General features: G+C 65.4%; 22 protein-coding genes. 11 read left to right on the top strand and 11 right to left on the bottom strand.

The genetic code is table 11. The features are described from left to right. The first annotated feature begins 56 nt into the window (after positions 1-56). The 4 genes from phhA (at position 57) to rimA (ending at position 3641) form a co-directional block, all read left to right on the top strand. Positions 57-842 carry a phenylalanine 4-monooxygenase gene (gene phhA / locus MST27_RS10340; protein WP_243605885.1) on the top strand — a complete coding sequence of 262 codons (786 nt, stop codon included), beginning with the start codon at positions 57-59 and terminating at the stop codon, positions 840-842. A gap of 193 nt (positions 843-1035) precedes the next feature. Then, positions 1036-1392, top strand: a complete 357-nt coding sequence (locus tag MST27_RS10335; RefSeq protein ID WP_243605884.1) for a 4a-hydroxytetrahydrobiopterin dehydratase — start codon at positions 1036-1038, stop codon at positions 1390-1392. Beyond that, a complete protein-coding gene (locus MST27_RS10330; protein ID WP_243605883.1) occupies positions 1389-2585 on the top strand; it encodes an amino acid aminotransferase in 1197 nt (398 codons plus the stop codon). The genes MST27_RS10335 and MST27_RS10330 overlap by 4 nt, the downstream gene beginning before the upstream one ends. Positions 2586-2816: 231 nt before the next feature. Beyond that, positions 2817-3641 (top strand): S6 modification regulatory phosphodiesterase RimA, encoded by an 825-nt coding sequence (rimA, locus tag MST27_RS10325; RefSeq protein WP_243605882.1) that lies wholly within the window; start codon positions 2817-2819, stop codon positions 3639-3641. Positions 3642-3647: 6 nt separating this feature from the next. On the opposite strand, the gene MST27_RS10320 is transcribed toward rimA, so the two are convergent. From MST27_RS10320 to MST27_RS10295, 6 genes are all read right to left on the bottom strand, one after another. Continuing rightward, entirely contained in the window at positions 3648-4331 is a 684-nt protein-coding gene (locus MST27_RS10320) for a type 1 glutamine amidotransferase domain-containing protein (RefSeq protein ID WP_243605881.1), read from the bottom strand. Between the two features lie 1123 nt (positions 4332-5454). Then, positions 5455-7344 (bottom strand): methyl-accepting chemotaxis protein, encoded by a 1890-nt coding sequence (locus MST27_RS22770; RefSeq protein WP_243605880.1) that lies wholly within the window; start codon positions 7342-7344, stop codon positions 5455-5457. Between the two features lie 253 nt (positions 7345-7597). Continuing rightward, on the bottom strand, positions 7598-9064 hold the full coding sequence (locus tag MST27_RS10310; protein WP_243605879.1) for a sodium-dependent transporter: 1467 nt from the start codon (positions 9062-9064) through the stop codon (positions 7598-7600). A gap of 459 nt (positions 9065-9523) precedes the next feature. Then, positions 9524-10930: a sodium-dependent transporter gene (locus tag MST27_RS10305; protein ID WP_243605878.1), complete on the bottom strand. Its 1407-nt coding sequence runs from the start codon at positions 10928-10930 to the stop codon at positions 9524-9526. A 225-nt stretch (positions 10931-11155) separates the two neighbouring features. Next, positions 11156-12247 (bottom strand): Glu/Leu/Phe/Val dehydrogenase dimerization domain-containing protein, encoded by a 1092-nt coding sequence (locus tag MST27_RS10300; RefSeq protein ID WP_243605877.1) that lies wholly within the window; start codon positions 12245-12247, stop codon positions 11156-11158. A gap of 103 nt (positions 12248-12350) precedes the next feature. Beyond that, entirely contained in the window at positions 12351-15821 is a 3471-nt protein-coding gene (locus MST27_RS10295) for an indolepyruvate ferredoxin oxidoreductase family protein (RefSeq protein ID WP_243605876.1), read from the bottom strand. A gap of 241 nt (positions 15822-16062) precedes the next feature. Between MST27_RS10295 and MST27_RS10290 the strand changes: the two genes are divergently transcribed. Then, positions 16063-16533: an Lrp/AsnC family transcriptional regulator gene (locus MST27_RS10290; protein WP_243605875.1), complete on the top strand. Its 471-nt coding sequence runs from the start codon at positions 16063-16065 to the stop codon at positions 16531-16533. A gap of 12 nt (positions 16534-16545) precedes the next feature. On the opposite strand, the gene MST27_RS10285 is transcribed toward MST27_RS10290, so the two are convergent. The 3 genes from MST27_RS10285 to MST27_RS10275 all read right to left on the bottom strand — a co-directional run bounded on the left by MST27_RS10285 (position 16546) and on the right by MST27_RS10275 (position 19006). Next, complete coding sequence (locus MST27_RS10285) at positions 16546-16965, bottom strand: DUF192 domain-containing protein (protein WP_243605874.1); 420 nt, start codon at positions 16963-16965, stop codon at positions 16546-16548. A 61-nt stretch (positions 16966-17026) separates the two neighbouring features. Beyond that, positions 17027-17803, bottom strand: a complete 777-nt coding sequence (locus MST27_RS10280; protein WP_243605873.1) for a DNA-formamidopyrimidine glycosylase family protein — start codon at positions 17801-17803, stop codon at positions 17027-17029. A gap of 321 nt (positions 17804-18124) precedes the next feature. After that, positions 18125-19006, bottom strand: a complete 882-nt coding sequence (locus tag MST27_RS10275; RefSeq protein ID WP_243605872.1) for a pseudouridine synthase — start codon at positions 19004-19006, stop codon at positions 18125-18127. A 168-nt stretch (positions 19007-19174) separates the two neighbouring features. Here MST27_RS10275 and MST27_RS10270 point away from each other — a divergent pair, with 168 nt between their 5' ends. Further along, positions 19175-19951, top strand: a complete 777-nt coding sequence (locus tag MST27_RS10270) for a DUF899 domain-containing protein (RefSeq protein ID WP_243605871.1) — start codon at positions 19175-19177, stop codon at positions 19949-19951. Between the two features lie 119 nt (positions 19952-20070). After that, positions 20071-21876 carry a thiamine pyrophosphate-requiring protein gene (locus tag MST27_RS10265; RefSeq protein WP_243605870.1) on the top strand — a complete coding sequence of 602 codons (1806 nt, stop codon included), beginning with the start codon at positions 20071-20073 and terminating at the stop codon, positions 21874-21876. A gap of 59 nt (positions 21877-21935) precedes the next feature. On the opposite strand, the gene MST27_RS10260 is transcribed toward MST27_RS10265, so the two are convergent. After that, positions 21936-22199 (bottom strand): PepSY domain-containing protein, encoded by a 264-nt coding sequence (locus MST27_RS10260; protein WP_243605869.1) that lies wholly within the window; start codon positions 22197-22199, stop codon positions 21936-21938. Positions 22200-22313: 114 nt separating this feature from the next. Beyond that, a complete protein-coding gene (locus MST27_RS10255) occupies positions 22314-22673 on the bottom strand; it encodes a copper-binding protein (RefSeq protein WP_243605868.1) in 360 nt (119 codons plus the stop codon). Between the two features lie 161 nt (positions 22674-22834). On the opposite strand from MST27_RS10255, the gene MST27_RS10250 reads away from it, so the two are divergent. Genes MST27_RS10250 through MST27_RS10235 form a run of 4 tightly spaced genes read left to right on the top strand, consistent with a single transcriptional unit; the run spans position 22835 to position 25447 of the window. After that, positions 22835-23143, top strand: coding sequence for a PepSY domain-containing protein (locus tag MST27_RS10250; RefSeq protein WP_243605867.1), 309 nt, complete (start codon positions 22835-22837; stop codon positions 23141-23143). Continuing rightward, positions 23143-23448, top strand: a complete 306-nt coding sequence (locus tag MST27_RS10245) for a PepSY domain-containing protein (protein ID WP_243605866.1) — start codon at positions 23143-23145, stop codon at positions 23446-23448. Before MST27_RS10250 ends, MST27_RS10245 begins: the two co-directional genes overlap by 1 nt. Next, positions 23448-24113: a response regulator transcription factor gene (locus tag MST27_RS10240; protein WP_243605865.1), complete on the top strand. Its 666-nt coding sequence runs from the start codon at positions 23448-23450 to the stop codon at positions 24111-24113. Before MST27_RS10245 ends, MST27_RS10240 begins: the two co-directional genes overlap by 1 nt. Beyond that, positions 24110-25447 (top strand): sensor histidine kinase, encoded by a 1338-nt coding sequence (locus MST27_RS10235; protein ID WP_243605864.1) that lies wholly within the window; start codon positions 24110-24112, stop codon positions 25445-25447. The genes MST27_RS10240 and MST27_RS10235 overlap by 4 nt, the downstream gene beginning before the upstream one ends. The last annotated feature ends 14 nt before the right edge of the window (positions 25448-25461 follow it).

The raw sequence follows: 25461 nt of genomic DNA, 5'->3' as shown, positions 1-25461 counted from the left end.
AGATGAGCCATCGATAACAACAAAGACTCAGGCGGCCACCCGCTCAGGAGGTCCAGATGAAAACCACCCGCTACGTCGCCCGCGAACCGGACGCGAACGGCTACATCCACTACCCCGAGACCGAGCATGCCGTCTGGCAGACCCTGATCGAACGGCAGCTGAAACTGCTCGACGGACGCGCCTGCCAGCAATACCTGGACGGCATCGAGCAGCTCGCCCTGCCCCATGACAGTATCCCGCAGCTGGACGAGATCAACCGCGTGCTCGGCGCGACCACCGGCTGGCAGGTCGCGCGCGTACCGGCGCTGATCCCCTTCCAGACCTTCTTCGAGCTGCTGGCGAGCAAGCGCTTTCCCGTCGCCACCTTCATCCGCACCCCGGAAGAGCTGGACTACCTGCAGGAGCCGGACATCTTCCACGAGATCTTCGGCCACTGCCCGCTGCTGACCAACCCCTGGTTCGCCGAATTCACCCACACCTACGGCCAGCTCGGCCTGAAGGCGACGAAGGAAGAGCGCGTCTACCTGGCGCGCCTGTACTGGATGACCATCGAGTTCGGCCTGGTCGACACGCCGGCCGGCCGCCGCATCTATGGTGGCGGCATCCTCTCCTCGCCGAAGGAGACGCTCTACTGCCTCTCCGATGCGCCCGAACATCAGCCGTTCGACGTCATCGAAGCCATGCGCACGCCGTACCGCATCGACATCCTGCAACCGGTGTACTTCGTCCTGCCCGAGCTCAAGCGGCTGTTCGACGTGGCCCACCAGGACATCATGGGCATGGTGCACGAGGCGATGCGCCTGGGCCTGCACCAGCCGAAGTTCCCACCGAAAGCGGCGTAGGCTGGAAAACTGCGAAGCAGTTTCCACGCGTCGGTTCGGCCACGACGACGTCTCGCGGCGGCGCCGGTCGTTTCGACCGATCGGCGCATAGGCCTGCAGGCAAACCGCGGACCGAGCCCACGCGTGGACAAGCCTGCGGCGTTGTCCACCCTATGCTGCTTAACTCTTATCAACCTCACTACAAGGACCGACCATGACCGCTTTGACCCAAGCCCACTGCGAAGCCTGCCGCGCCGACGCACCGAAGGTCTCCGACGAGGAACTGGCCGAGCTGATCAAGCAGATTCCCGACTGGAACATCGAGACTCGCGACGGCCACATGGAGCTGGAGAAGGTCTTCTTGTTCAAGAACTTCAAGCACGCCCTGGCGTTTACCAACGCCGTCGGCGAGATCGCCGAAGCCGAGGGGCATCACCCGGGCCTGCTCACCGAGTGGGGCAAGGTGACCGTCACCTGGTGGAGCCACTCGATCAAGGGCCTGCACCGCAACGACTTCATCATGGCCGCACGCACCGACGAGGTGGCCAAGACTGCCGAGGGCCGCAAGTGAAGCATTTCGCAACGGTCACACGGGTGCCCGGCGACCCGATTCTCGGCTTGCTCGATGCCTATCGTGCCGACCCGAACCCGGCCAAGCTCGACCTCGGCGTGGGCGTCTACAAGGACGCCCTGGGCCTCACGCCCATCCCCCGTGCGGTAAAACAGGCCGAGCAGCGGTTGATCGACAGCGAGCAGACCAAAAGCTACATCGGTGGCCACGGCGATCCGCTGTTCGGTGAACAGCTGTTGCAGCTGGTGCTCGGTGAAGGCTCGCCCGCCCTGGTAGACAAACGTGCCGGCTGCACCCAGACGCCCGGCGGCACCGGCGCGCTGCGGCTGGTCGGCGACTTCCTCGCCAAGTGCCTGCCCGGCCGCAGCCTCTGGCTCAGCGACCCGACCTGGCCGATCCACGAAACCCTGTTCGCCGCGGCGAGGCTGAAGGTCGAGCACTACCCCTACGTGGATGCCGCGAATCGGCTGGACGTGCCGGCGATGCTCGAGACGCTGTCACGCATCCCTCGCGGCGACATGGTGCTGCTGCATGCCTGCTGCCACAACCCCACCGGATACGACCTGAGCCGGGACGATTGGCGGCAGGTATTGGACATCGTTCGCGAGCGCGAGCTATTGCCCTTGTTCGACTTCGCCTACCAGGGCTTCGGCGACGGGCTGGACGAGGACGCCTGGGCGGTCCGCCTGTTCGTCGATGCCTTGCCGGAAGTGCTGATCACCAGTTCCTGTTCGAAGAACTTCGGCCTGTATCGCGAGCGCACCGGCGCGCTGATCGTGGTAGCCGCCGACGGTGAATCGCTGATCGACGTGCGCAGCCAGTTCGCCTCGGTGGCGCGCAACCTCTGGTCCACGCCGCCTTCGCATGGCGCGGCCGTCGTGGCGATGATTCTCGCCAATCCCGAACTGCGCCAGCTCTGGCAGCAGGAAGTCGCCGCCAAGCGCGAGCGCATTGCCGGGCTGCGTCAGGGGCTGGTCGATGCGCTCGCGCCGCATGGCCTGGCCGAACGCTTCGCGCACATCGCGCAGCAGCGCGGGATGTTCTCCTACACCGGCCTGACCGCCGAGCAAGTGCTGCGCCTGCGCCGCGAAGATTCGGTGTACCTGGTCGAAAGCGGTCGCGCCAACATCGCCGGGCTCGATGCCGAGCGGCTGGGTCAGCTGGCCGCCGCGATCGCGCGGGTCACGGCCTGAAAGCCGGCAGGTCGCATCGGTACCCGATGCGCCCTGCCCGCCTGATATCCGGGGCCGGAACTCTTCCAGCCACATCAAGTCATAGCAACTTGCCATCACTTCGACGGGACTTCTGGCCTACTATGCTCGATAGATCCGTTTCGACGTGACTGAACAGTCGGGTGACGAGTGGGCTCCAGCCCCCGCCAACGCGGCCGCTATGCTCCAGCCACCGCTTCAGACGAGCTTGCCATGACACAACGCGACACCTGCGGTAACCCAGCCCCAGACCAGTACGCCTGCCACCCCGCCAGCGAACACGGCGCCTGCGCCAGCTGCGCCAGTGGTGAGCGCCTGGGTTTTCGCTTCAGCTACGCCTACCAGCCGATCGTCGACATCCACACCCGCGACGTCTACGCCCACGAAGCGCTGGTGCGCGGTGTGGCGGGAGAGCCGGCGCCGAGTGTGCTGGCTAACGTGACCGACGATAACCGCTTCCGCTTCGACCAGGCCTGCCGGATCAAGGCGATCAAGACGGCGGCCAAACTCGGCATGCAAAGCCGGCTGTCGATCAACTTCCTGCCCAACGCCATCTACCGCCCCGAATTGTGCATCCGCTCGACCCTCGAAGCCGCCCGCGCGCACGGTTTTCCAATCGAGCGGATCATCTTCGAGACCGTCGAAGGCGAGCGCATCAGCGATGCCAAATGGTTGACCGAGGTCTTTCGCGAATACCAGCGCATCGGCTTTCTCACCGCCATCGACGATTTCGGTGCGGGTTTCGCCGGGCTCAACCTGCTGGCCGATTTCCAGCCTGACCTGATCAAGCTGGACATGGAGCTGATCCGCGGTATCGACCAGAGCCGCTCGCGCCAGGCAATCGTCCGCGGCACCGTGGGCATCTGCCGCGAGCTGGGGATCGAGGTCATCGCCGAAGGCGTCGAAACCCCGGATGAATGCAGCGCCCTGCACGACCAGGGCATCCGTCTGATGCAGGGCTACCTGTTCAGCAAGCCGCTATTCGAAAGCTACAGCCAGGCCAACAGCCTGACCTGGCCGACCGGACTGGCGGGCTGAACGCGCTCAGCCCGCCTTGAGCGACTTGAGCAGCTCCCGGGCCGTCTCTTCCGAGGACGCCGGGTTCTGGCCGGTGATCAGCAGCCCGTCGACCTGCACGTAGGACGACCAGTCCGGCCCCTTGCTGTAGTCACCGCCGATTTCCTTGAGCTTGTCCTCCAGCAGAAACGGCACCACTTCGGTGAGCTGCACGCCAGCTTCCTCGGTGTTGGTGAAGCCGGTGACGCGCTTGCCCTTAACCAGGTATTCGCCGTCCGCACCGCGCACCGCGACCAATGCCGCCGGTGCGTGACAGACCGCCGCGACCGGCTTGCCCGCCTGGATGAACGACTCGATCAGCGCGATCGAGGTCGGATTGCCCGACAGGTCCCACAGCGGGCCATGGCCGCCGGGGTAGAACACCGCATCGAAGTCCGCTGCAGAGACCTCGTCCAGCTTTCGGGTGTTGGCCAGCAGCGCTTGCCCCTCGGCATCGTTCTTGAAGCGTTTGGTCATCTCGGTCTGGGCATCCGGCGCATCGCTTTTCGGATCCAGCGGTGGCTGTCCGCCCTTGGGCGAGGCCAGGACGATTTCGGCACCGGCATCTTTGAATACGTAGTAAGGCGCGGCGAATTCTTCGAGCCAGAAGCCGGTGGGCTTGCCGGTATCGCCGAGCTTGTCATGGGAGGTGAGCACGATGAGGACTTTCATGAGGGTCTCCTGTGATCGGGTGGCCCGAGATTGGTGGGCCTTGGTTTCATCTCGACCATGGGGGTGGGGAATGGGTCAATTGGCATTGACGGCGGCCAAAGCCGTGACGCCGGTGGCTCACTGTTTTTTGCTCGCAAAAGTTTTGTCTTCTCCATTTGGTTGGCTTGCCGAGTGGATCGAAGCAGTGGTTTCGCCCTGCTGGGCGAGTCACTTTTTCCAAACGCCGAAAAAGTAACCAAAAACGCTTTGCCCCTGCATCCGGGTCTCGCTTCGCGAGACTTCCCTCATTCCATCCGCGCTCCGGGGACCGGCGTACAAGGGCCATCCATGGCCCTTTACGCCTCTCGCGGCATCCATGCCGCTCGCACCCCTCCGCGCGGATTCCATTCGGCCTTCTGAAGGGGCGTTCGGCGGCGTCTGATAGTTCGCCTGTTGGTAAAGCTTCGTAGAGCGGAAAACTGCAAAGCATTTTCCACCGCGATCGACGTAGCGACTGGCCTCGAACGTTGCACTCAAAATCGGTGGGTAAGCTTCGCGTTACCCACCCTACAGAAGGCCTCCGCAAAGGCGTTATTGCACGGCTCAACAGCCACCACCGAATTGCCCCTTTAGGAGGCCGAGCGCAGGTGGCTTGGAAGGGGTTGAGCGGCATGGATGCCGCGAGAGCTGCGATGGGCCAGGGATGGCCCTTCGCGGCGGGCCCCTGGAACGTCGCCTGGAGCGAGGGAACCCCGGCGCAGCCGGGGCCAGATGTANGCGCAGGTGGCTTGGAAGGGGTTGAGCGGCATGGATGCCGCGAGAGCTGCGATGGGCCAGGGATGGCCCTTCGCGGCGGGCCCCTGGAACGTCGCCTGGAGCGAGGGAACCCCGGCGCAGCCGGGGCCAGATGTAGGGGCAAGCGTTTTTGCTTACTTTTTTGGCGTTTGAAAAAAGTGAGTCGCCCAGCAGGGCGAAACCAATGCTTCAGCTAACTCGCCAAAAGGGTTCACTCAGCGAACGCAAAGCGCAAAAAGCTCCTCGACCAAGAACTCGCCGCCCCCCAACGAAAAGCGCCGATATACGATGCCAATTCGGCGGAATGAAAAAAGGCGCCGAAGCGCCCTTATTTTCATCAAACACCAGATCAGATCCTGAAGCTCCCCACCAACTGCTTCAACCGCGCCGCCTGCTGTTCCAGATCCCCACAGGCCCGCAGTGTGGACTGCAGGTTCTCCACGCCCTCCTGGTTGAGCGTATTGATCTCTGTGATATCCATGTTCAACGACTCGATCACCGAGGTCTGCTCTTCCGTCGCAGTGGCGACGGACTGGTTCATCGCATCGATCTCGCCGATGCTTCGGGTCACGCTCTCGAGCCGCTCGCCGGCCTGGTTGGCGATGCCCACGCTGGCCTCGCTCTGACGCTGGCTCTCGGTCATGGTGCTCACCGAATCCCGCGCGCCGGTTTGCAGCTTCTCGATCATCCCGTGGATTTCCTGCGCCGAGGTCTGGGTGCGATGAGCCAGGCTGCGTACCTCGTCCGCGACCACGGCGAATCCACGCCCGGCTTCGCCGGCGCGGGCCGCTTCGATGGCCGCGTTGAGCGCCAGCAGGTTGGTCTGCTCGGAGATGCCCTTGATCACGTCGAGGATCTGGCCGATGCCCACGGTCTGGTTGTTCAGTGCCTCGATCTGGGCGCAGGACGCGCTGATGTTACCTGACAGTCGCTTCATCGCCTCGATGTTCTGCTCGACCACCTTGCGCCCTCCCTCGGCCTGGTGGCTGGCGCCGCTGGCCTGCTGCGAGGCGTCGGCGGCGTTGCGGGCGATTTCCTGGGCTGCCGCGCCGAGCTGGTTGATCGCCGCGGCGACGCTGTTGGTGCGGCTGGCCTGCTCGTCGGAATTGACCATCGAGGAGTTGGAGGCCGCCAGCACGCGCTGCGCCACTTCGTTGACCTGCTGAGTCGCCGACGACACTTCGCGGATCGAGCCATGGATACGCTCGACGAAGCGGTTGAAGGCGGACGCCAGTTCACCGAACTCGTCCTTCGACTCCACCTTGAGCCGACGGGTCAGGTCGCCCTCGCCTTCGGCGATGTTGCCCATGGCTCGACCCATGTCGGTCAGCGGGCGCATCAGCACTCGAATCAGCATGCCCAGCAACACGAGGATGAACACCACCGCGATGACGGCCGCCACCAGGGCTGAGGTGCGGAAGCTGGAGAGCGTCGCATAGGCCTTCTGCTTGTCGACCGAGATGCCGACGTACCAGGTCACCGACGGCAGGCCGGTCACCGGGCTGAAGCTGAGGATGCGCGCCTGACCGTCGAGCTCGGCTTCGCTGAAGCCGCTGGTCAGCGACGGGGTGTTCTGCGGGTAGATCTCGGCGAGGGTCTTCATCACCTTGTTCTGATCGGGGTGGACCAGCACCTTGCCGTCGCCGCTGACGAGAAAGGCGTAGCCCATGCCGTCGAAGTTCAGGGCGTTGATGATGTCCACCAGCACCTTCAGGCTGAGGTCGCCGCCGACCACGCCTAGGTTCTGGCTGCCCGCCTTTGCCGGCGTCGCCGCGGTGATGATCAGTTCGTTGGTGGCAGCGTCCTGATAGGGCTCGGTCAGGGTCGTCTTGCCGGCATTGACGGCATCCTTGTACCAGGGGCGCTGGCGCGGATCGTAGCCTTCGGGCAGTTCGAAACGCGGATGGACGATGAACTCGCCGTCGTTGCGGCCGAGGTAGGTGAAGGCGAAGGTGGAGCTCAGCGCCGGCTGTTGCACCAGCGCCTCGACAGCCTGGCCGGAGCTGTCGCGGGCGATGGTCTGCGCGGTGCTCTCCAGCAGCACCAAACGGCCGGACAGCCAGTTCTGGATATTGTGGGCAGTCACATCGCCCATTTCGTCCAGGTAGCTTTCCAGCTTGGCCTGGATGGCGTTGCGCTGCAGGTAATCGTTGAAGAGCGTAAACAGTGCGAAGGTCGCGATCACGACCAATGACGCGGCCAGAAGGATCTTGTGGCTGAATTTGAGACGGCTAGGCATGGGCGCGTGTCCGGATAGGTCTGGATCGAGTGCGGCAATCCCTGGCCTCTTTGAGCGTCCACTGCACGAGACCTTGTATCGGCCCCGGGCCGGCGATCTTGAGCCAGAGGCTCTTGATCGAACGCCCCGCAAGCGCCGGATGACGGACGCTCCAGCAAGCCCTTCCATGCCAGCCGACAAACGGCATGGCCCTTGGCTATCAACCCAAAGGCGCCAGGACCGCCCTGCCGTGGCGCCTCGTTCGGGAAATCGCTCAGGCGCTACGCCCGACCAGCACCGGCCACACCCGTGGACGCAGGCCTTCGCCCAGCACGGTCAGCAGGCCAATGGCACCGGCGATCCAGTACCAGCGCGCGAGCGGGTCGAAACCCAGCCAGCCGAGGGCGTGCAGGAAGACCATGGTGATCAGCACCGGGCAGACGTAACGCACCATGAACAACCACAGCGCATAGCCCAACGGTGGCAGGCCGAGCTCGTCGCGCATGATGTCGCTGCGCAGCGCGTAACCTGCGAACACCACGATGAAGATGCCACCCAGCGGCATCATCCAGCGCGAGGTCAGGTAATCCAGCCAATCGAAGAAGTTCTTGCCCAGCGGCGCCCAGCCGGCCATCAGGTTGAACGAAAGCATCGCCAGCAGGCTGATCACCAGCAGCACCGCGCCCGCACCCATGGCGGCCTTGAGGCGGCTGATGCCGTGCTTCTCGTTTAGGTAGGCCACGGTGGCCTCGATCATCGAGATGGCCGAGGTCAGCGCGGCGATGGACACCATGGCGAAGAACAGCACGCCGAACAGCGTGCCGAACGGCATCTGCTGGAAGGCCAGCGGCAGGCTCATGAAGATCAGGCCCGGGCCGGCGGTCGGGTCCATGCCATTGGCGAAGATGATCGGGAATATCGCCAGCCCCGCCAGCAACGCAACGGCGGTGTCGGCGATCGCGACCATGAAGGTGGTGCGCGCGATGGACTGCCCATCGGGGATGTACGAGCCGTAGGTGAGGATGGCGCCGGACGCCAGGCTCAGGGTGAAGAACGCATGCCCGAGCGCGGCCAGGAGCGCCTCACCGGTGAGCTTGGAGGTGTCGAAGCTGAAGAGGAAGGCAAAGCCCTGGTCGAAACCGCCGCTGGTGAAGGCATAGCCGACCAGAATCAGCAGCATGATCGCCAGCCCCGGCATCATCCAGCGCACGGCGCGCTCGATGCCGGCCTGCACGCCCCTGGCGACGATCCACAAGGTCAGCAGCGCCACCAGCAGGCTCCAGCCGCCAAGTTGCAGGGCATTGGCGTTGTGCGCCTCGAACACCTGGGCGAGCGCATCGACCGAGCCGCCCGCGAGCGAGCCGTCGAGCATCTTCAGCGTATAGGCGAAGGCCCAGCCGGCCACGACGACATAGAAGCACAGGATCAGGAAGCCGGCCGTCATCGCCATGCCGCCGACACCCTTCCATAGCGGGCTGCTACCGTTCTCCCGCACCGCACGGCCGATGGCGTCGATGGGGCTGCCACGGCCACGGCGGCCGATGGCGATCTCGGTCATCATCACCGGAATGCCGATGGCCAGGATGCACGCCAGGTACATCAGGACGAAGGCGCCGCCCCCGTATTGGCCGGTGATGTAGGGGAATTTCCAGATATTGCCGAGGCCGACGGCCGAGCCGGTCGCAGCGAGGATGAAGCCCCAGCGGGACAGCCAGAGGTTCTTCGGTTTTTCACGGGTCATGCGCCACCTGTTTGTTGTTATCTGTGACGGAAATCGAACCCGCCGCGCTCGTGACACGGCGGAGTGAAAGCGGAAACACCGGGACGAGCGGCAGACTGCACGCCGGGCGCCTTGCAGACGCCCGGCAATGCGCGACCGACTCGCGGCTGCGCGGTACGCAGCGGGGTCACAGACAAAACGGCGCGCATTGTATACCTGCCAGGCGCGGCTCGGGCCGGCAGTCGTCTGCCCGGCACCCCACCCCGTGGCACGTCCATGCCTGGCGAGCAGCCAGGCCGAGCCATCTCAAACCACCCCGCGTGCGGCGACAAGCGCGTCCCGGAGCAGCCGACCTCGTTACCGGCACCCGTTGCGTCAGCATTTCTTTACAGCGCCTGGAGCGGCAGCACTGCAGAGCGGGCAGCTCCAGCGGCGTAACGATTTGCTGACAGGCCGATGCGGCAGCCTGTCGCATGGGCATCAGATCATCCCTGCCAGGTTCAGAAATACCAGCACGATTCCCAGCGGTGTGCCGAAACGCAGCAAGAGCCACCAGGCCCGGAACAGGCCGTCCCGCTGCAGGCCGATGGCCTCGCGGACAGTGGCTTCCTTGAGCACCCAACCGGTGAACAGCACCGTGCCCAGGCCACCGAGCGGCATCAGCCAGTTGGTGGTGAGGTAGTCCAGGGTGTCGAAGAAGGTCTTGCCGAAGAGCTGATAGTCCGCCCAGAGGTTGAACGAGAAGACGCTGCCCAAGCTCAGCAGCCAGAGCAGCCCGCCGCTGACCAGCACCGCCTTGAGCCGGCTCATGCCGAAACGTTCGGTCAGCCACGCGATGCTCGGCTCGGACAGCGAGATGGCCGAGGTCAGCGCGGCGATCACCAGCATGACGAAGAACAGCCCGCCGACCACCTGCCCCAGCGGCATCTGGCCAAAGGCGATGGGCAGCGTGACGAAGATCAGCCCCGGACCCGCGCCCGGCTCCAGCGCGTTGCCGAACACCAGCGGAAAGATCGCCATTCCCGCCAGCAGCGCCACGGCGGTGTCGGCCAAGGCGACGAGAACGGACGTCTTGGCGATGGAGGTGCCTTCTGGCAGATAGGAGCCGTAGACCATCATCGCGCCGCAGCCCAGGCTGAGCGTGAAGAACGCGTGGCCGAGCGCAATCAGTACGCTCTTGGCGGTCAGCTCGGAGAAATCGGGCACGAAGAGGAACTGCAACGCCTGGGCGAATTCACCTTCGATGGCGGCATAAACGACCAGCACCAGCATCAGCACGAACAGCCCGGGCATGAGGAAACGCAGCGAGCGCTCCAATCCGCCGCGCACGCCGAGCCCGACGATCAGCATGGTCGCGGCCAATACCAGCGTGGCGCACACCACCAGGCGCAGGGGGCTGGCGAGCAACGCGCCGAACAGCTCGCCACTGGCCTCGCCGCTGACCCCGGCGAAACCGCCGCTGAAGGTCGCCGGCACGTAGGCCAGCGCCCAGCCGGCCACCACCAGGTAGAAGCTCAGGATCAGGAAACCGGTCAGCCCGCCGAGCCAGCCGGCGACACGCCAGCGGGTGCTGGCGCCGGCCTCGCGCGCCAGCCGCGCCACCGCGCCGTCGGGGTTCTGCCGCCCGCGCCGGCCGATCATCACCTCGGCCATCAGCAGCGGAATGCCGATCAGGAGGATGCAGGCGAGATAGACCAGCACGAACGCGCCGCCACCGTTCTGCCCGGTGATGTAGGGAAACTTCCAGATATTGCCCAGGCCCACCGCCGAACCCGTGGCAGCGAGAAAGAACACCCAGCGCGAGGACCAGAGACCGCGCGTGGCGCGTTGCTGGGCATGAGCGGAAGTGCCGCCGAGCGAGCCGGCGGCAAGGCTTTTTTCAGTCATTGCGGATTCCTGCTTGTTGTTGTTTTCAGGGAATGTCCGGGACGGCGAGCGAGCCGTCCGGGTGAATCAAACCGGCCGGGGCGCAGCGGCCGGCGGGGTCAGATCGTTGGGTCAGGATCGGATGCCGGGTACGGAGCCCGGCCGTCCCGACGTGTCATGACTGGGCCAGCAGCCCGTCACCTTGACGCGCGCAACGCCGGCCCGCCGAACGAGCCGCCCAGGCCACTAGGCATGCAGCCGATGTGGCGTGGCCTGCAGCTGTTCGCCGCCCTGCAACCGCTCGAGTGCCAGGCGGTCGGCGATGACCGAGGTGCATTCGCCACTGGCGGCGGCGCGCTCGAAGATCTGCCGCAGGGTGTCGGCGATGCCGCGGATATGCGCGTCCGACTGCGAGGCGCTGCCGCCGACGCGCTGGTAGTACACGTCGATGATGCCGCCGGCGTTGATCGCATAGTCCGGCGCGTAGAGGCAGTTGCGCCGCTGCAGCTCCGCGCCGATTTCCGGACTCGCCAGCTGATTGTTCGCCGCGCCCGCGATCACCGGCGCGCGCAGCGTAGTCAGGGTTTCGGCGTTGAGGATGCCGCCCATGGCACAGGGCGCGAACACGTCCACGTCCAGGCCGTAGATGTCGTGCGGGCGTACCGCACAGGCGCCAAGCTCTTCCACGGCGGTGCGCACGTTGGCGTCGAAGATGTCGCTGACCCAGAGCTGCGCGCCGGCCTCCTTGAGGTGCCGAGCCAGACCGAGACCGACGTGCCCGACCCCCTGGATCGCCACCTTCAGGCCGATCAGGTCATCGCGCCCGAGGCGGTGGCGCACCGCCGCTTTGAGCCCGACGAACACACCGAGCGCGGTGGAGGGCGACGGATCGCCGCTGGCAATGCTGCCGTCGAGCGTGGCCCGTGGCGTGGCACCGATCACGTGCCGGGTGCGCTGGGCGAACGCCTGCATCTCCGGCTCACCGGTCCCGGAATCGGCCGCGGTGATGTAGCGCCCGCCGAGGCTGTCGACGAAATCGCCCATGGCGTGCAGCAGTGCCGGGCTCTTGCCGGTGTGCGGGTCGCCGATGATCACCGCCTTGCCGCCGCCGAGCTTGAGCCCGGCCAGCGAAGATTTCAGCGTCATCCCACGCGACAGCCGCAGCACATCGCGCAGGGCCTCGTCGTCGTTGACGTAGGGAAACATGCGACAACCACCCAGCGCAGGGCCGAGCGTGGTGTCGTGGATGGCGATGATCGCCTTCAGGCCGCTGGCCTGGTCATGGCAGAAGACGACCTGTTCGTGGGCGTCGAAATCGGGATGGGTGAAGACGGACATGGGGGCCTCTCTTGTAATTGTGCGTTGCAGCGACCGGCAGAACCGGCCGCGGCCTCGTGGCTTGAACGGCGGTCGCAGGTGCGCCTGCTCCTACAGCGGCGGGTCAGGCCGCGGAGTGGAACAGGCGCACGGGTTGTTCTGCATCGCCGGCGGCGAGCTGCTCGATCAGCAGCTTTTGCCGCTGGCGGGCGGCCGCAACGCTGCGCTCCTTGATCGGGCCGTAGCCGCGGATCTGCTCGGGCAGCGAGGCGATGGCGACCGCGGTGCGGTAGTTGGTCGGCTTGAGCTCACGCAGCAGCGACTCGACGATGCCTTCGTACTCGCCGATCAGCTCGCGCTCGAGCTTGCGGTCATGGCCATAGCCGAACGGATCCAGCGGTGTGCCACGCAGGAAGCGGAACTTGGCCAGCACGCCGAACACATTGAGCATCCACGGCCCCAGCTCGCGCTTGCGCGGCTCGCCGGTGACGGGGTCACGCTTGGCCAGCCAGGCCGGGGCGAGGTGGAACTGCAGCTTGTAGTCGCCCTCAAACTGCGCCTCGAGTTGCTGGCGGAATTCCGGCTCGCTGTAGAGCCGCGCCACCTCGTACTCGTCCTTGTAGGCCAGGAGCTTGAAGTAGTAGCGGGCGACGGCCTTGGACAGCGCCAGGTCGTCCGCCGTATCGGCATCGCGCACGCGCTCGACCAGCTGGCGATAGCGGCGCGCCAGCCCGGCGTTCTGGTAGCGGGTAAGGAAATCCACGCGCCACTCGACGATCTCTTCCAGGGTTTTACAGAGTGGTTCGGCGACCTCGACCGGGCGCGCCAGCCCTTCCACCGCTTCGCGTTCTAGCACCGCACGGCGGCCCCAGCGGAAGGCCTGCAGATTCAGCTTGGCGGCAACGCCATTGAGTTCGATGGCCTTCTCGATGGCCTCGGCGCTGATCGGCAGCAGCCCCTGCTGATAGGCAAAGCCGAGCAGAAACAGGTTGGTGGCGATGCTATCGCCCAAGAGCCGCGTGGCCAGGCGGGTGGCATCGACGAAGTGGGTCTTGTCGGCGCCGACTGCATCGTTGATTGCCTGGCGCATGGCCGCGCCGGGCACCTGGGCATCCGGGTTGCGAGTGAACTCGGCGGTGGCGGACTCGTGGCTGTTCACCACGGCATTGCTGATCTGCTCGTTGAGGCGGGTCAGCGATTCATCGCCCGCCGCGACGATCAGGTCGCAGCCCAGCAGCAGGTCGGCTTCACCGGCGGCGATACGCACCGCGTAGATGTCGCTCTGCTTTGCGGCGATGCGCACGTGAGTGGTCACCGGGCCGAATTTCTGCGCCAGACCGGCCTGGTCGAGCACGGTGCAGCCCTTGCCTTCCAGGTGCGCGGCCATGCCGAGCAGCGCGCCGAGGGTGGTCACGCCGCTGCCGCCAACGCCGGGGATCAGCACGTTCCATGGCCGCTCCAGCGACGGATGCTGCGGCTCGGGCAAGGTCGCCGCCTCGATACCGCCAGCCACGGCTTCGGGCTTGCGCAACCCGCCGCCATGCACGGTGACGAAACTCGGGCAGAAGCCCTCGACGCAGGAGTAGTCCTTGTTGCAGGCGTTCTGGTCGATCTCGCGCTTGCGGCCCAGCTCGGTTTCATTCGGCAGCACCGACAGGCAGTTGGACTTCTCGCCGCAGTCGCCGCAACCCTCGCACACGGCGGGATTGATGAACACGCGCTTGGCCGGGTCTTCCAGCTTGCCGCGCTTGCGCCGACGACGCTTCTCGGTGGCACAGGTCTGGTCGTAGATGATCACCGAAACGCCCTTGAATTCGCGCAGCTCACGCTGCACCGCATCCAGTTCGCGGCGATGGTGGAAGCTGGTGATCGGCGCGAAGCTGTCGCGGGTCGGGTACTTGTCCGGCTCGTCGCTGACCAGCGCGATACGCTTGACGCCCTCGTCGGCGATCTGCCGGCTGAGCTGGTCGACGCGCAGCTCGCCGTCGATGGGCTGGCCGCCGGTCATGGCCACGGCATCGTTGTAGAGAATCTTGAAGGTGATGTTGACGCCAGCCGCCACTGCCGCACGCACGGCCAGGCTGCCGGAATGGAAGTAGGTGCCGTCACCGAGGTTCTGGAACATGTGCGGGGTGTCGGTGAACGGCGCCTGGCCGATCCAGTTGACGCCCTCGCCGCCCATCTGGGTAAAGGTCTCGGTGCGCCGATCCATCCACTGCACCATGTAGTGACAGCCGATACCGGCCGAGGCGCGGCTGCCTTCGGGCACCTTGGTCGAGGTGTTGTGCGGACAGCCAGAGCAGTAGTGCGGCGTGCGAACGGTGCTGTAGCTGCGCGCGGCCAGGGCCTTTTCCTTGGCATCGAGGAAGGCCAGGCGGGTCTGGATGCTGTCGCTGGTGTAGATCGGCGCGAGGCGCTTGGCGATCACCCGGGCGATCATCGCCGGGGTCAGCTCGGAGAGGTTCGGCAGCAGTGAGTTGCCCTGCTCGTCGAACTCGCCGACCACCCGCGGGCGCTTGCTGACGGGCCAGTTGTAGAGCTGCCCGGTGAGCTGGTCCTCGATGATGCTGCGTTTCTCCTCGACCACCAGAATCTCGTCCAGCCCCTGGGCGAACTCGTGCACCGAGACCGGCTCCAGCGGCCAGCTCATGCCGACCTTGAGCACGCGCAGGCCGACCGAGGCGCACAGCGCTTCGTCCAGGCCCAGGTCATCCAGCGCCTGACGCACGTCGAGATAGGATTTGCCGGTAGTGATGATGCCAAGCCGCGGATTCGGCGAATCGAGCGTCACCTGGTTCAGGTTGTTGGCCCGGGCGAAGGCGCGCGCGGCGTAGATCTTGTACAGGTTCAGGCGCTTTTCCTGAGCCAGCGGCGGGTCGGGCCAGCGGATGTGCACGCCGTCCTCGGGCAGCTCGAAGTCTTCCGGGATACGCGTCTGCATACGCAACGGATCGACTTCCACCACGGCGGAGGAATCGACGTTCTCGGCGATGGTCTTCAGGGCCACCCAGCAGCCGGAGTAGCGCGACAGCTCCCAGCCGATGATGCCGTAGTCGAGGATTTCCTGGACGTTGGCCGGATTCAGCACCGGAATCGAGGCGGCGATGAAGGCATGCTCGCTCTGGTGCGGCAGCGTCGAGGATTTGCAGCCGTGGTCGTCGCCCGCCAGCAGCAGCACGCCGCCCTTGGGCGACACACCAGCGGCGTTGCCGTGCTTGAAGACGTCGCCGGCGCGGTCGACGCCCGGCCCCTTGCCGTACCACATGGCGAACACGCCGTCGTACCTGGCACCGGGGAACAGGTTGGTCTGTTGGCTGCCCCACACCGCGGTGGCAGCCAGCTCTTCGTTGACGCCCGGCTGGAAGTGAATGGCGTTCTGCTTGAGGTAGTCGCGAGCTTCCCAGAGGCTCTTGTCCAGCCCGCCCAGTGGCGAGCCGCGATAGCCGGAGATGAAGCCACCGGTGTTCAAACCACGGGCCTGATCACGCTGATGCTGCAGCATCGGCAAGCGGGTCAGCGCCTGGGTGCCGGTGAGGTACAGATGACCGGTAGCAAGCCGGTACTTGTCGTCCAGACGGATCTCGGCCAGAGACATGGGGCGCTCCTAATTTGTTGTTATCGGAGTCAGGGTGGCGTTGTTCGCTACCCGCCTGACGCAGTCATGGAGAAACCGCACGGTTGTTTCTCCACGCCGGCGATCGGCAGGGGATCACCCCACCGTCGCGTGTCGATTAACAGTCTGGCCGTGACGCGGAGAGATTTTCTTTCTACTTTTGCGGTAGAACAGCAGTTCTGTGCATGTCCCATTCGCAAACAACAACAAAACAGGAACGACCATGCAGTCCACGCCACTGAGCAGCATCGATCGCAAGATCCTCATGCTGCTGCAGCACAACGCCGATCTGTCCGCTGCGGAAATCGCCGAAAAGGTCGAGCTGTCGCAATCGCCCTGCTGGCGACGCATCCATCGCATGCAGGAGGAAGGGCTGATCGAGCGTAAGGTCGCCCTGCTCAATCCGAAGAAACTCGGGCTGAACATGACGGTGTTCGTCAATATCAAGCTCTCGGCCCACGGCCGCAGCAACCTCGACGAGTTCGAGCGGGCGGTGGTGGGTTATCCCGAGGTGCTGGAGTGCCACACCATGGCCGGTGAGTCGGATTACCTGCTCAAGGTGGTGGCACGCGATATCGACAGTTACGAGCGCTTCCTGCGTGACCACCTCCTGCAGCGCCCCCACGTTCAGGAGGCGCACTCGCATATCGCCATGAGCGAGGTGAAGCGCACCACGGAGTTGCCGCTGGATTGAGCGCGGGGCCGTTCAGAGACCGGGAATGCCCTGCACCTGTTCGCCAAGCTCGACGCCATTGAGTGCGAACCAGCCACGATTCATCTCCAGCGCGTAACGGGCCGGCGCCTTGGAGCAGCGGATCGCGGTGCTGTGCGGCTCGAGGTCGATCAGATCGACGATCCGCCCCTGCTCGTCCATGAAGGCCGCCGACAGCGGCAATGGGGTGTTCTTCATCCACAGGCAGTGCTGGCGAAACGCATCGAAGCGAAACAGCATGCCGTGGTCCTCGGCCAGCTCGGTGCGCTCCATCAGGCCACGTTCGCGCTCGGCAGGCGTGCGCGCGTACTCGGCCTGAAGCGTCGCCTCTCCGACCTGCAATGTAAGCCGCGGCTCGCTGGCATTGGCAAGCCCGACCAGGGCGACAAGGGATGACAGCAGCGCGGTACGCATCGAAGAATCGTCCTCGGAAAAGAAAAACGCAGGCCCGGCGCAGCATACAACGCCGGTACCGCTAGGCTTCGGCAACAGGCGCCTCGACTGCGATCTCGTCGCTGTCGCCATAGCGCTTCTGACAACGCTCGCAGTAGAAACTGCGGCGCTTGCTGCGGCCCAGGGATTTGGCTCGAACGAAGGGAATCCCGCAGCGCGGACAGGTGGTCCTGGTATGCGCCAGCCAATGCGCCTTGAGCGTGCCTTCGCGCTTCCACTGCAGGAATTCGAAGCTGTAGGTCCGCACTTCACGCGTCAGCTCGCGAAGCTTGGCCGCCGGCAACTCGCCGATCAGCGACAGCGGATGGATGCGCGTTCGAAACAGCACCTCGTTCTTGATGATGTTGCCCGACCCGGAGAACAGGGTTTGATCCAGCAGCGCATCGCAGGCCAGCAGCCGAGGCCGCGCGCGCAGTTTTTTCAGGGTGGCCCGGCTGTCCCAGGCGTCGCTCATGACGTCCGCGCTCCAGTCATAGGCCTCGTCCAGCGAGCCTTCGATGAACTGCACCGAGCAACCGTAGAAATTCAGCCCGCCGTTGGCGAAACCGAGACTCAGCCGCGGAACGGTGTCCTTGCGTTCGTTGATCCGATAACTGCCGAACAGCAGCAGATGGATGCGCAGGGAAACCTCGTCCAGCTCAATGAGGAATTGCTTGCCCCAGCTACGAAACGACCGCACCGTCTGGCCGACCAGTCGCGCCTTGTCGAGCCCCGCAGTGCCCTCGGCGCGCTCGATTCGCTGGCCCGTGAAGCCGGCGACTTCTTCGCGAAGGATGACGATGGATGGACCTTCAGGCATGGCGTTTTCTTCGGTTCCTGGGACAGGCATATCGACTGGGACCCGCAAGGAAAGGTGCCGTGCGACTGAATGCCAGCAAGCTAACGCCTATAAAAACGGAGCAGTAAGCACAACACTGCCCCAAGCCTCGAAAACAGCCAGATCTACCGCAGCCTTGCTTGCATTCCCCGGCTTTTCGGGCTGTAGCTGATCGCCCGCAGGCTGACTCCTACAGGGTGATGAGCAGGCGCTGCTGGCAGATGCAGAGCAACCAGGCAGGAGCCGGCTTGCGCGCGATCCAGGACATCGGGCGCAGCGGATGTTTCGGAAGAGGCGGCGCCGCTACCAGTCCAGTTGCAGCCGGCTCTCGAACCGGCGCGGTTCGCCGCTCAGCGGATCGCGGAACTCAAGCCCACGCGCCAGCAGCTTGAGCGGTTTGGTGTAGTCATCTTGGTCACGACGACTGCGCTCCAGCAGGTCGGGGTAGAAGGGGTCGTTGCAGAGGCCGGCCCCCAGTGTCGCCATCTGCAGGCGCAGTTGATGCTTGCGACCGGTGACCGGATAGAGCGCGTAACGCCAGAGCGCACCGCGCCGTTCGAGCACCTCGATGCGCGTCTCGCTGTTGGGTGCGCCGTCGCCGCGCTTCATCAGAAAGAACGGTTCGCCATCAACCATGTGCAACCGCTCCACACGTGGAAACGCCAGGCCGGGAAGCGCCGGGGCGATCGCCTCGTAGCGCTTGGCGATATTGCGCTCGCGAAACAGCGCCTGGTAGCGGCCGCGACTCTCGGGATTGGTAGAAAACAGCACCAAGCCGGCGGTCAGGCGATCGATCCGATGGATCGGCACCAGATCGGCATTGCCGACGCGCTTGCACAGGCGCGCCAGCAGGGTTTCGTTGACGTAACCACCGGCTGGCATCACCGGCAGGAAATGCGGTTTGTCGGCCACCAGCAGGTGGTCATCGAGATGCAGCACCTGCTCCTCGAAGGGGATCGGCGGCTCGTCCGGCACTTCGCGGAAATAATGCACCTTCAGGCCGACCCGATAAGGGTGCGTGACCGCCAGCGGTTGGCCATTGGCGTCCAGCACCCGACCGCGAGCAAAGCGGTCGGTCCAGGTTGTGCGGTCGATGCTGGGGAAATGCGCGCACAGACAATCGAGCACCGTGGGCCAGTCACCCTGGGGCAGGTGCAGCGTACTGCGCGCGTTGGAAGCGGACATGAGCCTGGCATCCGGATCGTTCGAAGCCGGCGATGATACCGCAGTCGTCGCCGGCGACCGGCCGTCGCCTCGTCTGCACCGAAGCTGTCGAACCCGCGCACCGCCATTCGACCATCTTCCAGGCGCCCTCAGCGGTGCCATCCACCCGGCACCCTTCGGAGAACGACGATGACGAACCCGATCCTATCCCGCCAAGACTGGCTCGCCGCTCACGCTGAACACCTGAAGCAGGAGAAGGCGCTGACGCGCCAGCGTGACGCCCTTGCCGCAGCCCGGCGCGAGCTGCCCTGGACAGCCGTCGACCAGGCGTACCGCTTCCATGACGCACAGGGCCCGGTGAGCCTGGCCGAGCTGTTCGACGGTCGCAGCCAGCTGATCGTCAAGCATTTCATGTTCGCCCCGGACTGGGATGAAGGCTGCGTCGGCTGCTCGTTCGAAATGGACCATGTACAGGGCGCGCTGCTGCACCTGCCGCACCATGATGTCAGCGTGGTCGCCGTGTCCCGGGCGCCTTTCGCCAAGCTCGACGCCTTCCGCCGGCGCATGGGTTGGCAGTTCCGCTGGGTGTCATCGGCCGGCAGCCACTTCAACCGCGACTTCCACGTCTCGTTCGAGCCGCAGGACATCGTCGACGGCAAGGTCTTCTACAACTACGCCTGGCAGCCGTTCATCTGCGAGGAGCTTTCCGGGTTCAGCGTGTTCTATCGCGACCCCGACGGGCGCATCTTTCACACCTTTTCCGCCTATGGCCGCGGGGCCGAAGAGCTGCTCGGCAGCTACGTCCTGCTGGACATGACGCCCCACGGCCGCAACGAGACCGGCCCGCGTCACAACCTCACCGACTGGGTGCGCCACCACGACCGGTACGGCCACAACGACCGGGTCGACGGCACCGGCCGCGCCTGGCCGGCCGAACCCGGCGAGCCGGCCGGCTGCTGCCATTGACCGACGGCGACACCACCCAGCCGAAGGCGACGAACCCTGAAGAAACCGCCCGGTCCAGACAAGAACAGCTGTGCCGTCGGGGCACGACCGATTCCAAACCTGACCAGGCGAGATGCTCAATGACCATGACAGTGGGTGACTACGTGATCGAACGCCTCTACCAGTGGGGCGTACGGAGGATCTACGGCTATCCGGGCGACGGCATCAACGGTGTGTTCGGCGCGCTCAACCGCGCCAACGAGAAGATCCGTTTCATCCAGGCGCGACACGAGGAGATGGCCGCGTTCATGGCCGCGGCCGATGCCAAGTTCAACGGTGGGCTGGGCGTCTGCATTTCCACCTCGGGGCCGGGCGCTTCGCATCTGCTGACCGGGCTCTACGATGCCCGCCTCGACCACATGCCGGTGCTGGCGATTACCGGCCAGCAAGCGCGTACCGCGATCGGCGGGCACTACCAGCAGGAGCTGGACCTCGTCTCGATGTTCAAGGACGTCGCCGGCGCCTTCGTCCAGCAGGCCAGCGCGCCGGCACAGGTGCGCCACCTGATCGACCGGGCGGTGCGCATCGCCGTCGGTGAGCGCCGGGTGACGGCCATCGTCCTGCCCAACGACTTGCAGGAGATGGAATACAGCGAGCCACCGCGCGCCCACGGCACGCTCCGGTCCGGCATCGGCTACGTGAAGCCGAAGGTGGTCCCCTACGACGCCGACCTCCAGCGCGCCGCCGAGGTGCTCAATGCCGGCAAGAAGATCGCCATGCTGATCGGCGCCGGCGCGCTGCACGCCGCCGACGAGGTAACCGCCGTGGCCGACAAGCTCGGTGCCGGGGTCGCCAAGGCTCTGCTGGGCAAGGCCGCGCTGCCGGATGACCTGCCCTGGGTCACCGGCGCCATCGGTTTGCTCGGCACCGAGGTGAGCCATCAGCTGATGACCGAATGCGACACCCTGCTGATGGTCGGGTCCGGCTTCCCCTATGCCGAATTCATGCCCGAGGAAGGCCAGGCCCGCGGTGTGCAGATCGACCTCAAGCCGGAGATGCTGAGCATCCGCTACCCGATGGAGGTGAACCTGCACGGCGATGCGGCCGAGACCCTTCGCGCGCTGCTGCCGCTGCTCGAGCACAAGACCGATCGCTCCTGGCGCGAGACGATCGAAAAGGCCCGCGCCGAGTGGGACAAGACCCTGGAGAAACGCGCCATGGCCTCGGCCGATCCGATCAATCCGCAGCGGGTCGCGTTCGAGCTGTCGCCGCGGCTGCCGGACCGGGCGATCGTGACCAGCGACTCCGGCTCCTGCGCCAACTGGTACGCGCGTGACGTCAAGCTGCGCCGCGGCATGATGGGTTCGCTCTCCGGCGGGCTGGCCTCGATGGGCGCGGCGGTGCCCTACGCCATCGCCGCCAAGTTCTGCCACCCGGACCGCGCGGTGGTCGCCATGGTCGGCGACGGTGCCATGCAGATGAACAACATGGCCGAGCTGATCACGGTGGCCAAATACTGGAAGGAATGGCAGAACACGCAGTGGATCTGCTGCGTGTTCAACAACGAGGACCTGAACCAGGTCACCTGGGAACAGCGGGTCATGGAGGGCGATCCGAAATTCGAGGCGTCACAGGACATTCCGAACGTGCCCTATCACCGCTTTGCCGAATCGATCGGCCTGAAGGGCCTCTATGTCGATCGCGAGGACCGGATCGAAGCCGCCTGGGACGAAGCCTTCGCGGCGGATCGGCCCGTGCTGATCGAATTCAAGACCGACCCGAATGTCCCGCCGCTGCCCGCTCACCTGAAGCTCGAGCAGGTGAAGAAGTACGCCTCGGCGCTGCTGCAGGGCGACCCGGACGAAGGCGGCATCATCGTGCAGTCGGCCAAGCAGGCGCTGAGCAAGGTGCTGCCGGGCCACAAGAAGGATGACGACCGGCGCTAGGGCCGGTCCGGTGAGTGATGCAAGCCGCCGCCGAGCACGGCGGCCTCATCACCAGGAGCTCAGTCCTCCTCGTCGCGAAGAACTTCCCCGGTTCGGCCATCGAGCTTGAACTCCCAGACCTTGCCGTCAGCCTTCATGCCTTCGCCTTCCCAGGCGTCATCATCGGCTTCGATGGCGTGCAGCGTGGTGTAGCCCGCCGCCTTGGCTTTTTCCACGGCCTGCTCGAGGGTGATCCAGTCGGTGCCGGGCTTGTCGGCCAGGGCGATGTTGCTCACGCCGAGAACGGCAATCGCGAGCGCGGCGGTAAGCGTCTTGTTGTACATCCGGTGATCCTCTTTCTGATTATCGAGCGCGCCGCTGACACGGCGTCTATGAATTCGAGCGCCGTGCTTGAAAAGAGGTTCATCGCCGCCCGGCACCTGTCCGCGCGGCCGGTATCAACGCGTTTCGATGGAAACGATCGCAGCCTCGTCACCTTCGCTCTGGAAGGTGAAGCTGACCGAATCACCCACTTCGAGGCCTTCGAGCTGCTCGCGCCGGGCCTGGAAGGCCATGGTCGCGGCAGGCCACTTCAGGGTAGGCACCGGGCCGTGGGCGATGGTCACGGTGCCCGCCTCTCGATCCAACGCCTCGACGGTGCCGGTCGCCCGCATGACGGGTTCGGACACGATCTCGGTCGCCGGCCCGCCGTTGATCGAGGGAGAACCTCCCGGCGCGGTGGGCTTCAGCAGGTCCTGCGCCAAGGCCGTATGGGCGAAAAACAACAGGCTGAGCGTCAGGCAGGGCAGCGGTTTCATGGCAGGCCTCCGGTGTATCGGTGGACGTACGCGCATTGGACAACCGGCGCGCCACGGATGCTGCCAACGGCGGTCGGCCCGGCCCTGTCGCCCCGTTCAGCTTGGCGTAAGGCATGCCCCGTAACCTGTGAATCGTCGAAACCCACACAGGAATACACACCATGAAAACACTGACTACGCTGTTCACCGCCGCCACCCTCGCCCTGGGCGCGAACCTGGCCCTCGCCCGTGACCTGGGTCCGGATGAAGCGATGCGGTTGCGCGACGCCGGCACCATTGAGTCCTTCGAGAAGCTCAACGAAGCGGCGCTGGCCAAGCACCCCGGTGCAACCATCGAGGAGACCGAGCTGGAAGAAGAATACGGTCGCCACATCTATCAACTTGAACTGCGCGACGCCAAAGGTGTGCAATGGGACATGGAGCTCGATGCCAAGACCGGCGAAGTGCTCAAGGACCATCAGGACGACTAATGCACCGCGCCATTCTCCTCTCGTTTCCCGTGGCCCTGCTGCTTGCCGCCACCCCGGCGGCAAGCCGCGACCTGGACCAGGATGAAGCCCTTCGCCTTCGCCGCGAGGGGCTGATCATGCCCCTGGAAGCCCTTCTGCAACGCGCGATGGAACGTTATCCCTCGGCGCGCCTGCTGGAGGCCGAACTGGAAGAAGAGGATGGCGTCTACGTCTACGAAATCGAATTGCTGACCGCCGACGGCGTCGCCCGCGAGCTCGAACTCGACGCGCGCGACGGCCGCCTGCTCAAGGACGAAGAAGACTGATGCGCCTGTTACTGGTCGAAGACAATGTGCCGCTTGCCGATGAGCTGGTCGCCAGCCTCACGCGCCAGGGTTATGCCATCGACTGGCTCGCCGACGGCCGCGATGCCGACTACCAAGGCAGCAGCGAGCCCTATGACCTGATCGTCCTGGACCTCGGCTTGCCCGGCAAACCGGGGCTGGAGGTGTTGCGCGACTGGCGCGCGCGGGGCCTGGCGACACCCGTACTGATCCTCACGGCACGCGACTCCTGGGCCGAACGCATCGACGGCCTCAAGGCCGGTGCCGATGACTACTTGACCAAACCCTTCCACCCCGAGGAACTGCTGCTGCGCATCCAGGCCCTGCTGCGTCGCGCGCACGGGGTCGCCAACCAGCCACTGCTCGAAGCCGGCGGCCTGTCGCTGGATGAAACCCGGCAGCGCTGCAGCAAGGATGGCCAGGACATCGACCTGACCGCCGGTGAGTTTCGCCTGTTGCGCTACTTCATGCTGCATCCCGGCCAGCTACTCTCGAAGACACAACTGGCCGAGCACCTCTATGACGGCGAAACCGAGCGCGACTCCAACGTCATCGAAGTGCACGTCAACCGCCTGCGCGGCAAGCTCGGCCGCGAGCTGATCGAAACCCGCCGCGGCCAGGGCTATCGCTTCGGCGGCGCACCTTGAAGTCGATTCAGCGCAGCCTCAGCCTGGGGCTGATTTCGGTCCTGCTGCTGGTCGGCCTGTTGCTCGTCCAGACCAGCCTCTGGCTCTTCGAAGCCGGGCTGAGGCGCAACCTGGCAAGCGACCTTCGGGCCGAGACCGAGGGCCTGCTGCTGGCCCTGGTGCAGGGGCGGGAAGGCTTCAAACTCGATTCCAGCCGCCTCAACCCGCGCTATCAGCGCGCCTTCTCGGGACACTATTTCCGTATCGACCTGCCGGATCGCAGCTGGCGGTCGCGCTCGGTGTGGGACGCCGAACCCCAGTGGCCGACCGCCAATGGCCTGGCCGATGCACTGGTCGACGGCCCGCAGGAGCAACGCCTGCTGAGCTATCGCGCCGAGTACCGGCGCGACGGCCAGGCGATCGCGATCAGCGTGGCGCGAGACTACACCCCCATTCTCAAGAGCTTCGCCCAGGTGCGCCTCGGCGGGCTGGGCCTGGTCGGCGTCGCCCTGCTGGTCTTCCTGCTGCTGCAGCGCTACGCGGTCAGGCTCGCCATGCGCCCGCTCGAGCGGGCCCGCCAACAGATCGCCCAACTGCAACAGGGCCAGCGCCAGCAGCTTGATATTCGTGCCCCGGTGGAACTGCAGCCATTGGTCGACCAGATCAATCACTTGCTGGCGCACACCGACGACACGCTCAAACGCTCACGCCATGCGCTGGGCAATCTTGGCCATGCCCTGAAGACGCCATTGGCCGTGCTCGGCAGCCTCACCCGGCGCGAGGAACTGGCCGCCCTGCCCGAACTGCAGGCGGGCCTGCGCGAACAACTGGATCAGATCCAGCAGCGCGTTTCACGCGAGCTGGGCCGCGCCCGCCTTGCTGGTGAGGTATTGCCAGGCGGCTATTTCCACTGCGAAGACGAGCTGGCAGCGCTGTTCGAGACGCTGAAGATGATCCACCGGCGCGAGCTGGACCTGCGCTGGCAGGTCCCCGAGGGGTGCCGCCTGCCCTGGGATCGCGAGGACATGCTAGAGCTGCTCGGCAACCTGCTGGACAACGCCTGCAAGTTCGCCCGTTCGGCCGTTTCGCTACGGATCGAGCGCACCCCCGACGGCTACCTGATCCGCGTCGAGGATGACGGTCCCGGCATCCCCGAACACCGGCGCGAAGCAGTGCTGGAGCGCGGCATTCGTCTGGACGAACGTGCCGAAGGCCATGGACTCGGACTGGGCATCGTGCGGGACATCCTGGCCGCCTGGAACGGCCGGTTGGCGCTGAGCCAAAGCACGCTGGGAGGTCTGCAAGCGGAGGTCTACCTGCCGACGCAAACGCGCGGCAAGGCGAGCGGGACTTGAACGAAGGGAGCGAG

It is taken from the genome of Stutzerimonas marianensis (assembly GCF_022810315.1).
GTDB lineage: Bacteria > Pseudomonadota > Gammaproteobacteria > Pseudomonadales > Pseudomonadaceae > Stutzerimonas > Stutzerimonas marianensis.
This window is presented reverse-complemented; position numbering and strand designations above follow the sequence as displayed.

Coding starts and splice junctions, on each gene's coding strand:
- phhA (WP_243605885.1), top strand. CDS start 57: ATGAAAACCACCCGCTACGTCGCCCGCGAACCGGACGCGAACGGCTAC.
- MST27_RS10335 (WP_243605884.1), top strand. CDS start 1,036: ATGACCGCTTTGACCCAAGCCCACTGCGAAGCCTGCCGCGCCGACGCA.
- rimA (WP_243605882.1), top strand. CDS start 2,817: ATGACACAACGCGACACCTGCGGTAACCCAGCCCCAGACCAGTACGCC.
- MST27_RS10320 (WP_243605881.1), bottom strand. CDS start 4,331: ATGAAAGTCCTCATCGTGCTCACCTCCCATGACAAGCTCGGCGATACC.
- MST27_RS22770 (WP_243605880.1), bottom strand. CDS start 7,344: ATGCCTAGCCGTCTCAAATTCAGCCACAAGATCCTTCTGGCCGCGTCA.
- MST27_RS10310 (WP_243605879.1), bottom strand. CDS start 9,064: ATGACCCGTGAAAAACCGAAGAACCTCTGGCTGTCCCGCTGGGGCTTC.
- MST27_RS10305 (WP_243605878.1), bottom strand. CDS start 10,930: ATGACTGAAAAAAGCCTTGCCGCCGGCTCGCTCGGCGGCACTTCCGCT.
- MST27_RS10300 (WP_243605877.1), bottom strand. CDS start 12,247: ATGTCCGTCTTCACCCATCCCGATTTCGACGCCCACGAACAGGTCGTC.
- MST27_RS10295 (WP_243605876.1), bottom strand. CDS start 15,821: ATGTCTCTGGCCGAGATCCGTCTGGACGACAAGTACCGGCTTGCTACC.
- MST27_RS10290 (WP_243605875.1), top strand. CDS start 16,063: ATGCAGTCCACGCCACTGAGCAGCATCGATCGCAAGATCCTCATGCTG.
- MST27_RS10285 (WP_243605874.1), bottom strand. CDS start 16,965: ATGCGTACCGCGCTGCTGTCATCCCTTGTCGCCCTGGTCGGGCTTGCC.
- MST27_RS10280 (WP_243605873.1), bottom strand. CDS start 17,803: ATGCCTGAAGGTCCATCCATCGTCATCCTTCGCGAAGAAGTCGCCGGC.
- MST27_RS10275 (WP_243605872.1), bottom strand. CDS start 19,006: ATGTCCGCTTCCAACGCGCGCAGTACGCTGCACCTGCCCCAGGGTGAC.
- MST27_RS10270 (WP_243605871.1), top strand. CDS start 19,175: ATGACGAACCCGATCCTATCCCGCCAAGACTGGCTCGCCGCTCACGCT.
- MST27_RS10265 (WP_243605870.1), top strand. CDS start 20,071: ATGACCATGACAGTGGGTGACTACGTGATCGAACGCCTCTACCAGTGG.
- MST27_RS10260 (WP_243605869.1), bottom strand. CDS start 22,199: ATGTACAACAAGACGCTTACCGCCGCGCTCGCGATTGCCGTTCTCGGC.
- MST27_RS10255 (WP_243605868.1), bottom strand. CDS start 22,673: ATGAAACCGCTGCCCTGCCTGACGCTCAGCCTGTTGTTTTTCGCCCAT.
- MST27_RS10250 (WP_243605867.1), top strand. CDS start 22,835: ATGAAAACACTGACTACGCTGTTCACCGCCGCCACCCTCGCCCTGGGC.
- MST27_RS10245 (WP_243605866.1), top strand. CDS start 23,143: ATGCACCGCGCCATTCTCCTCTCGTTTCCCGTGGCCCTGCTGCTTGCC.
- MST27_RS10240 (WP_243605865.1), top strand. CDS start 23,448: ATGCGCCTGTTACTGGTCGAAGACAATGTGCCGCTTGCCGATGAGCTG.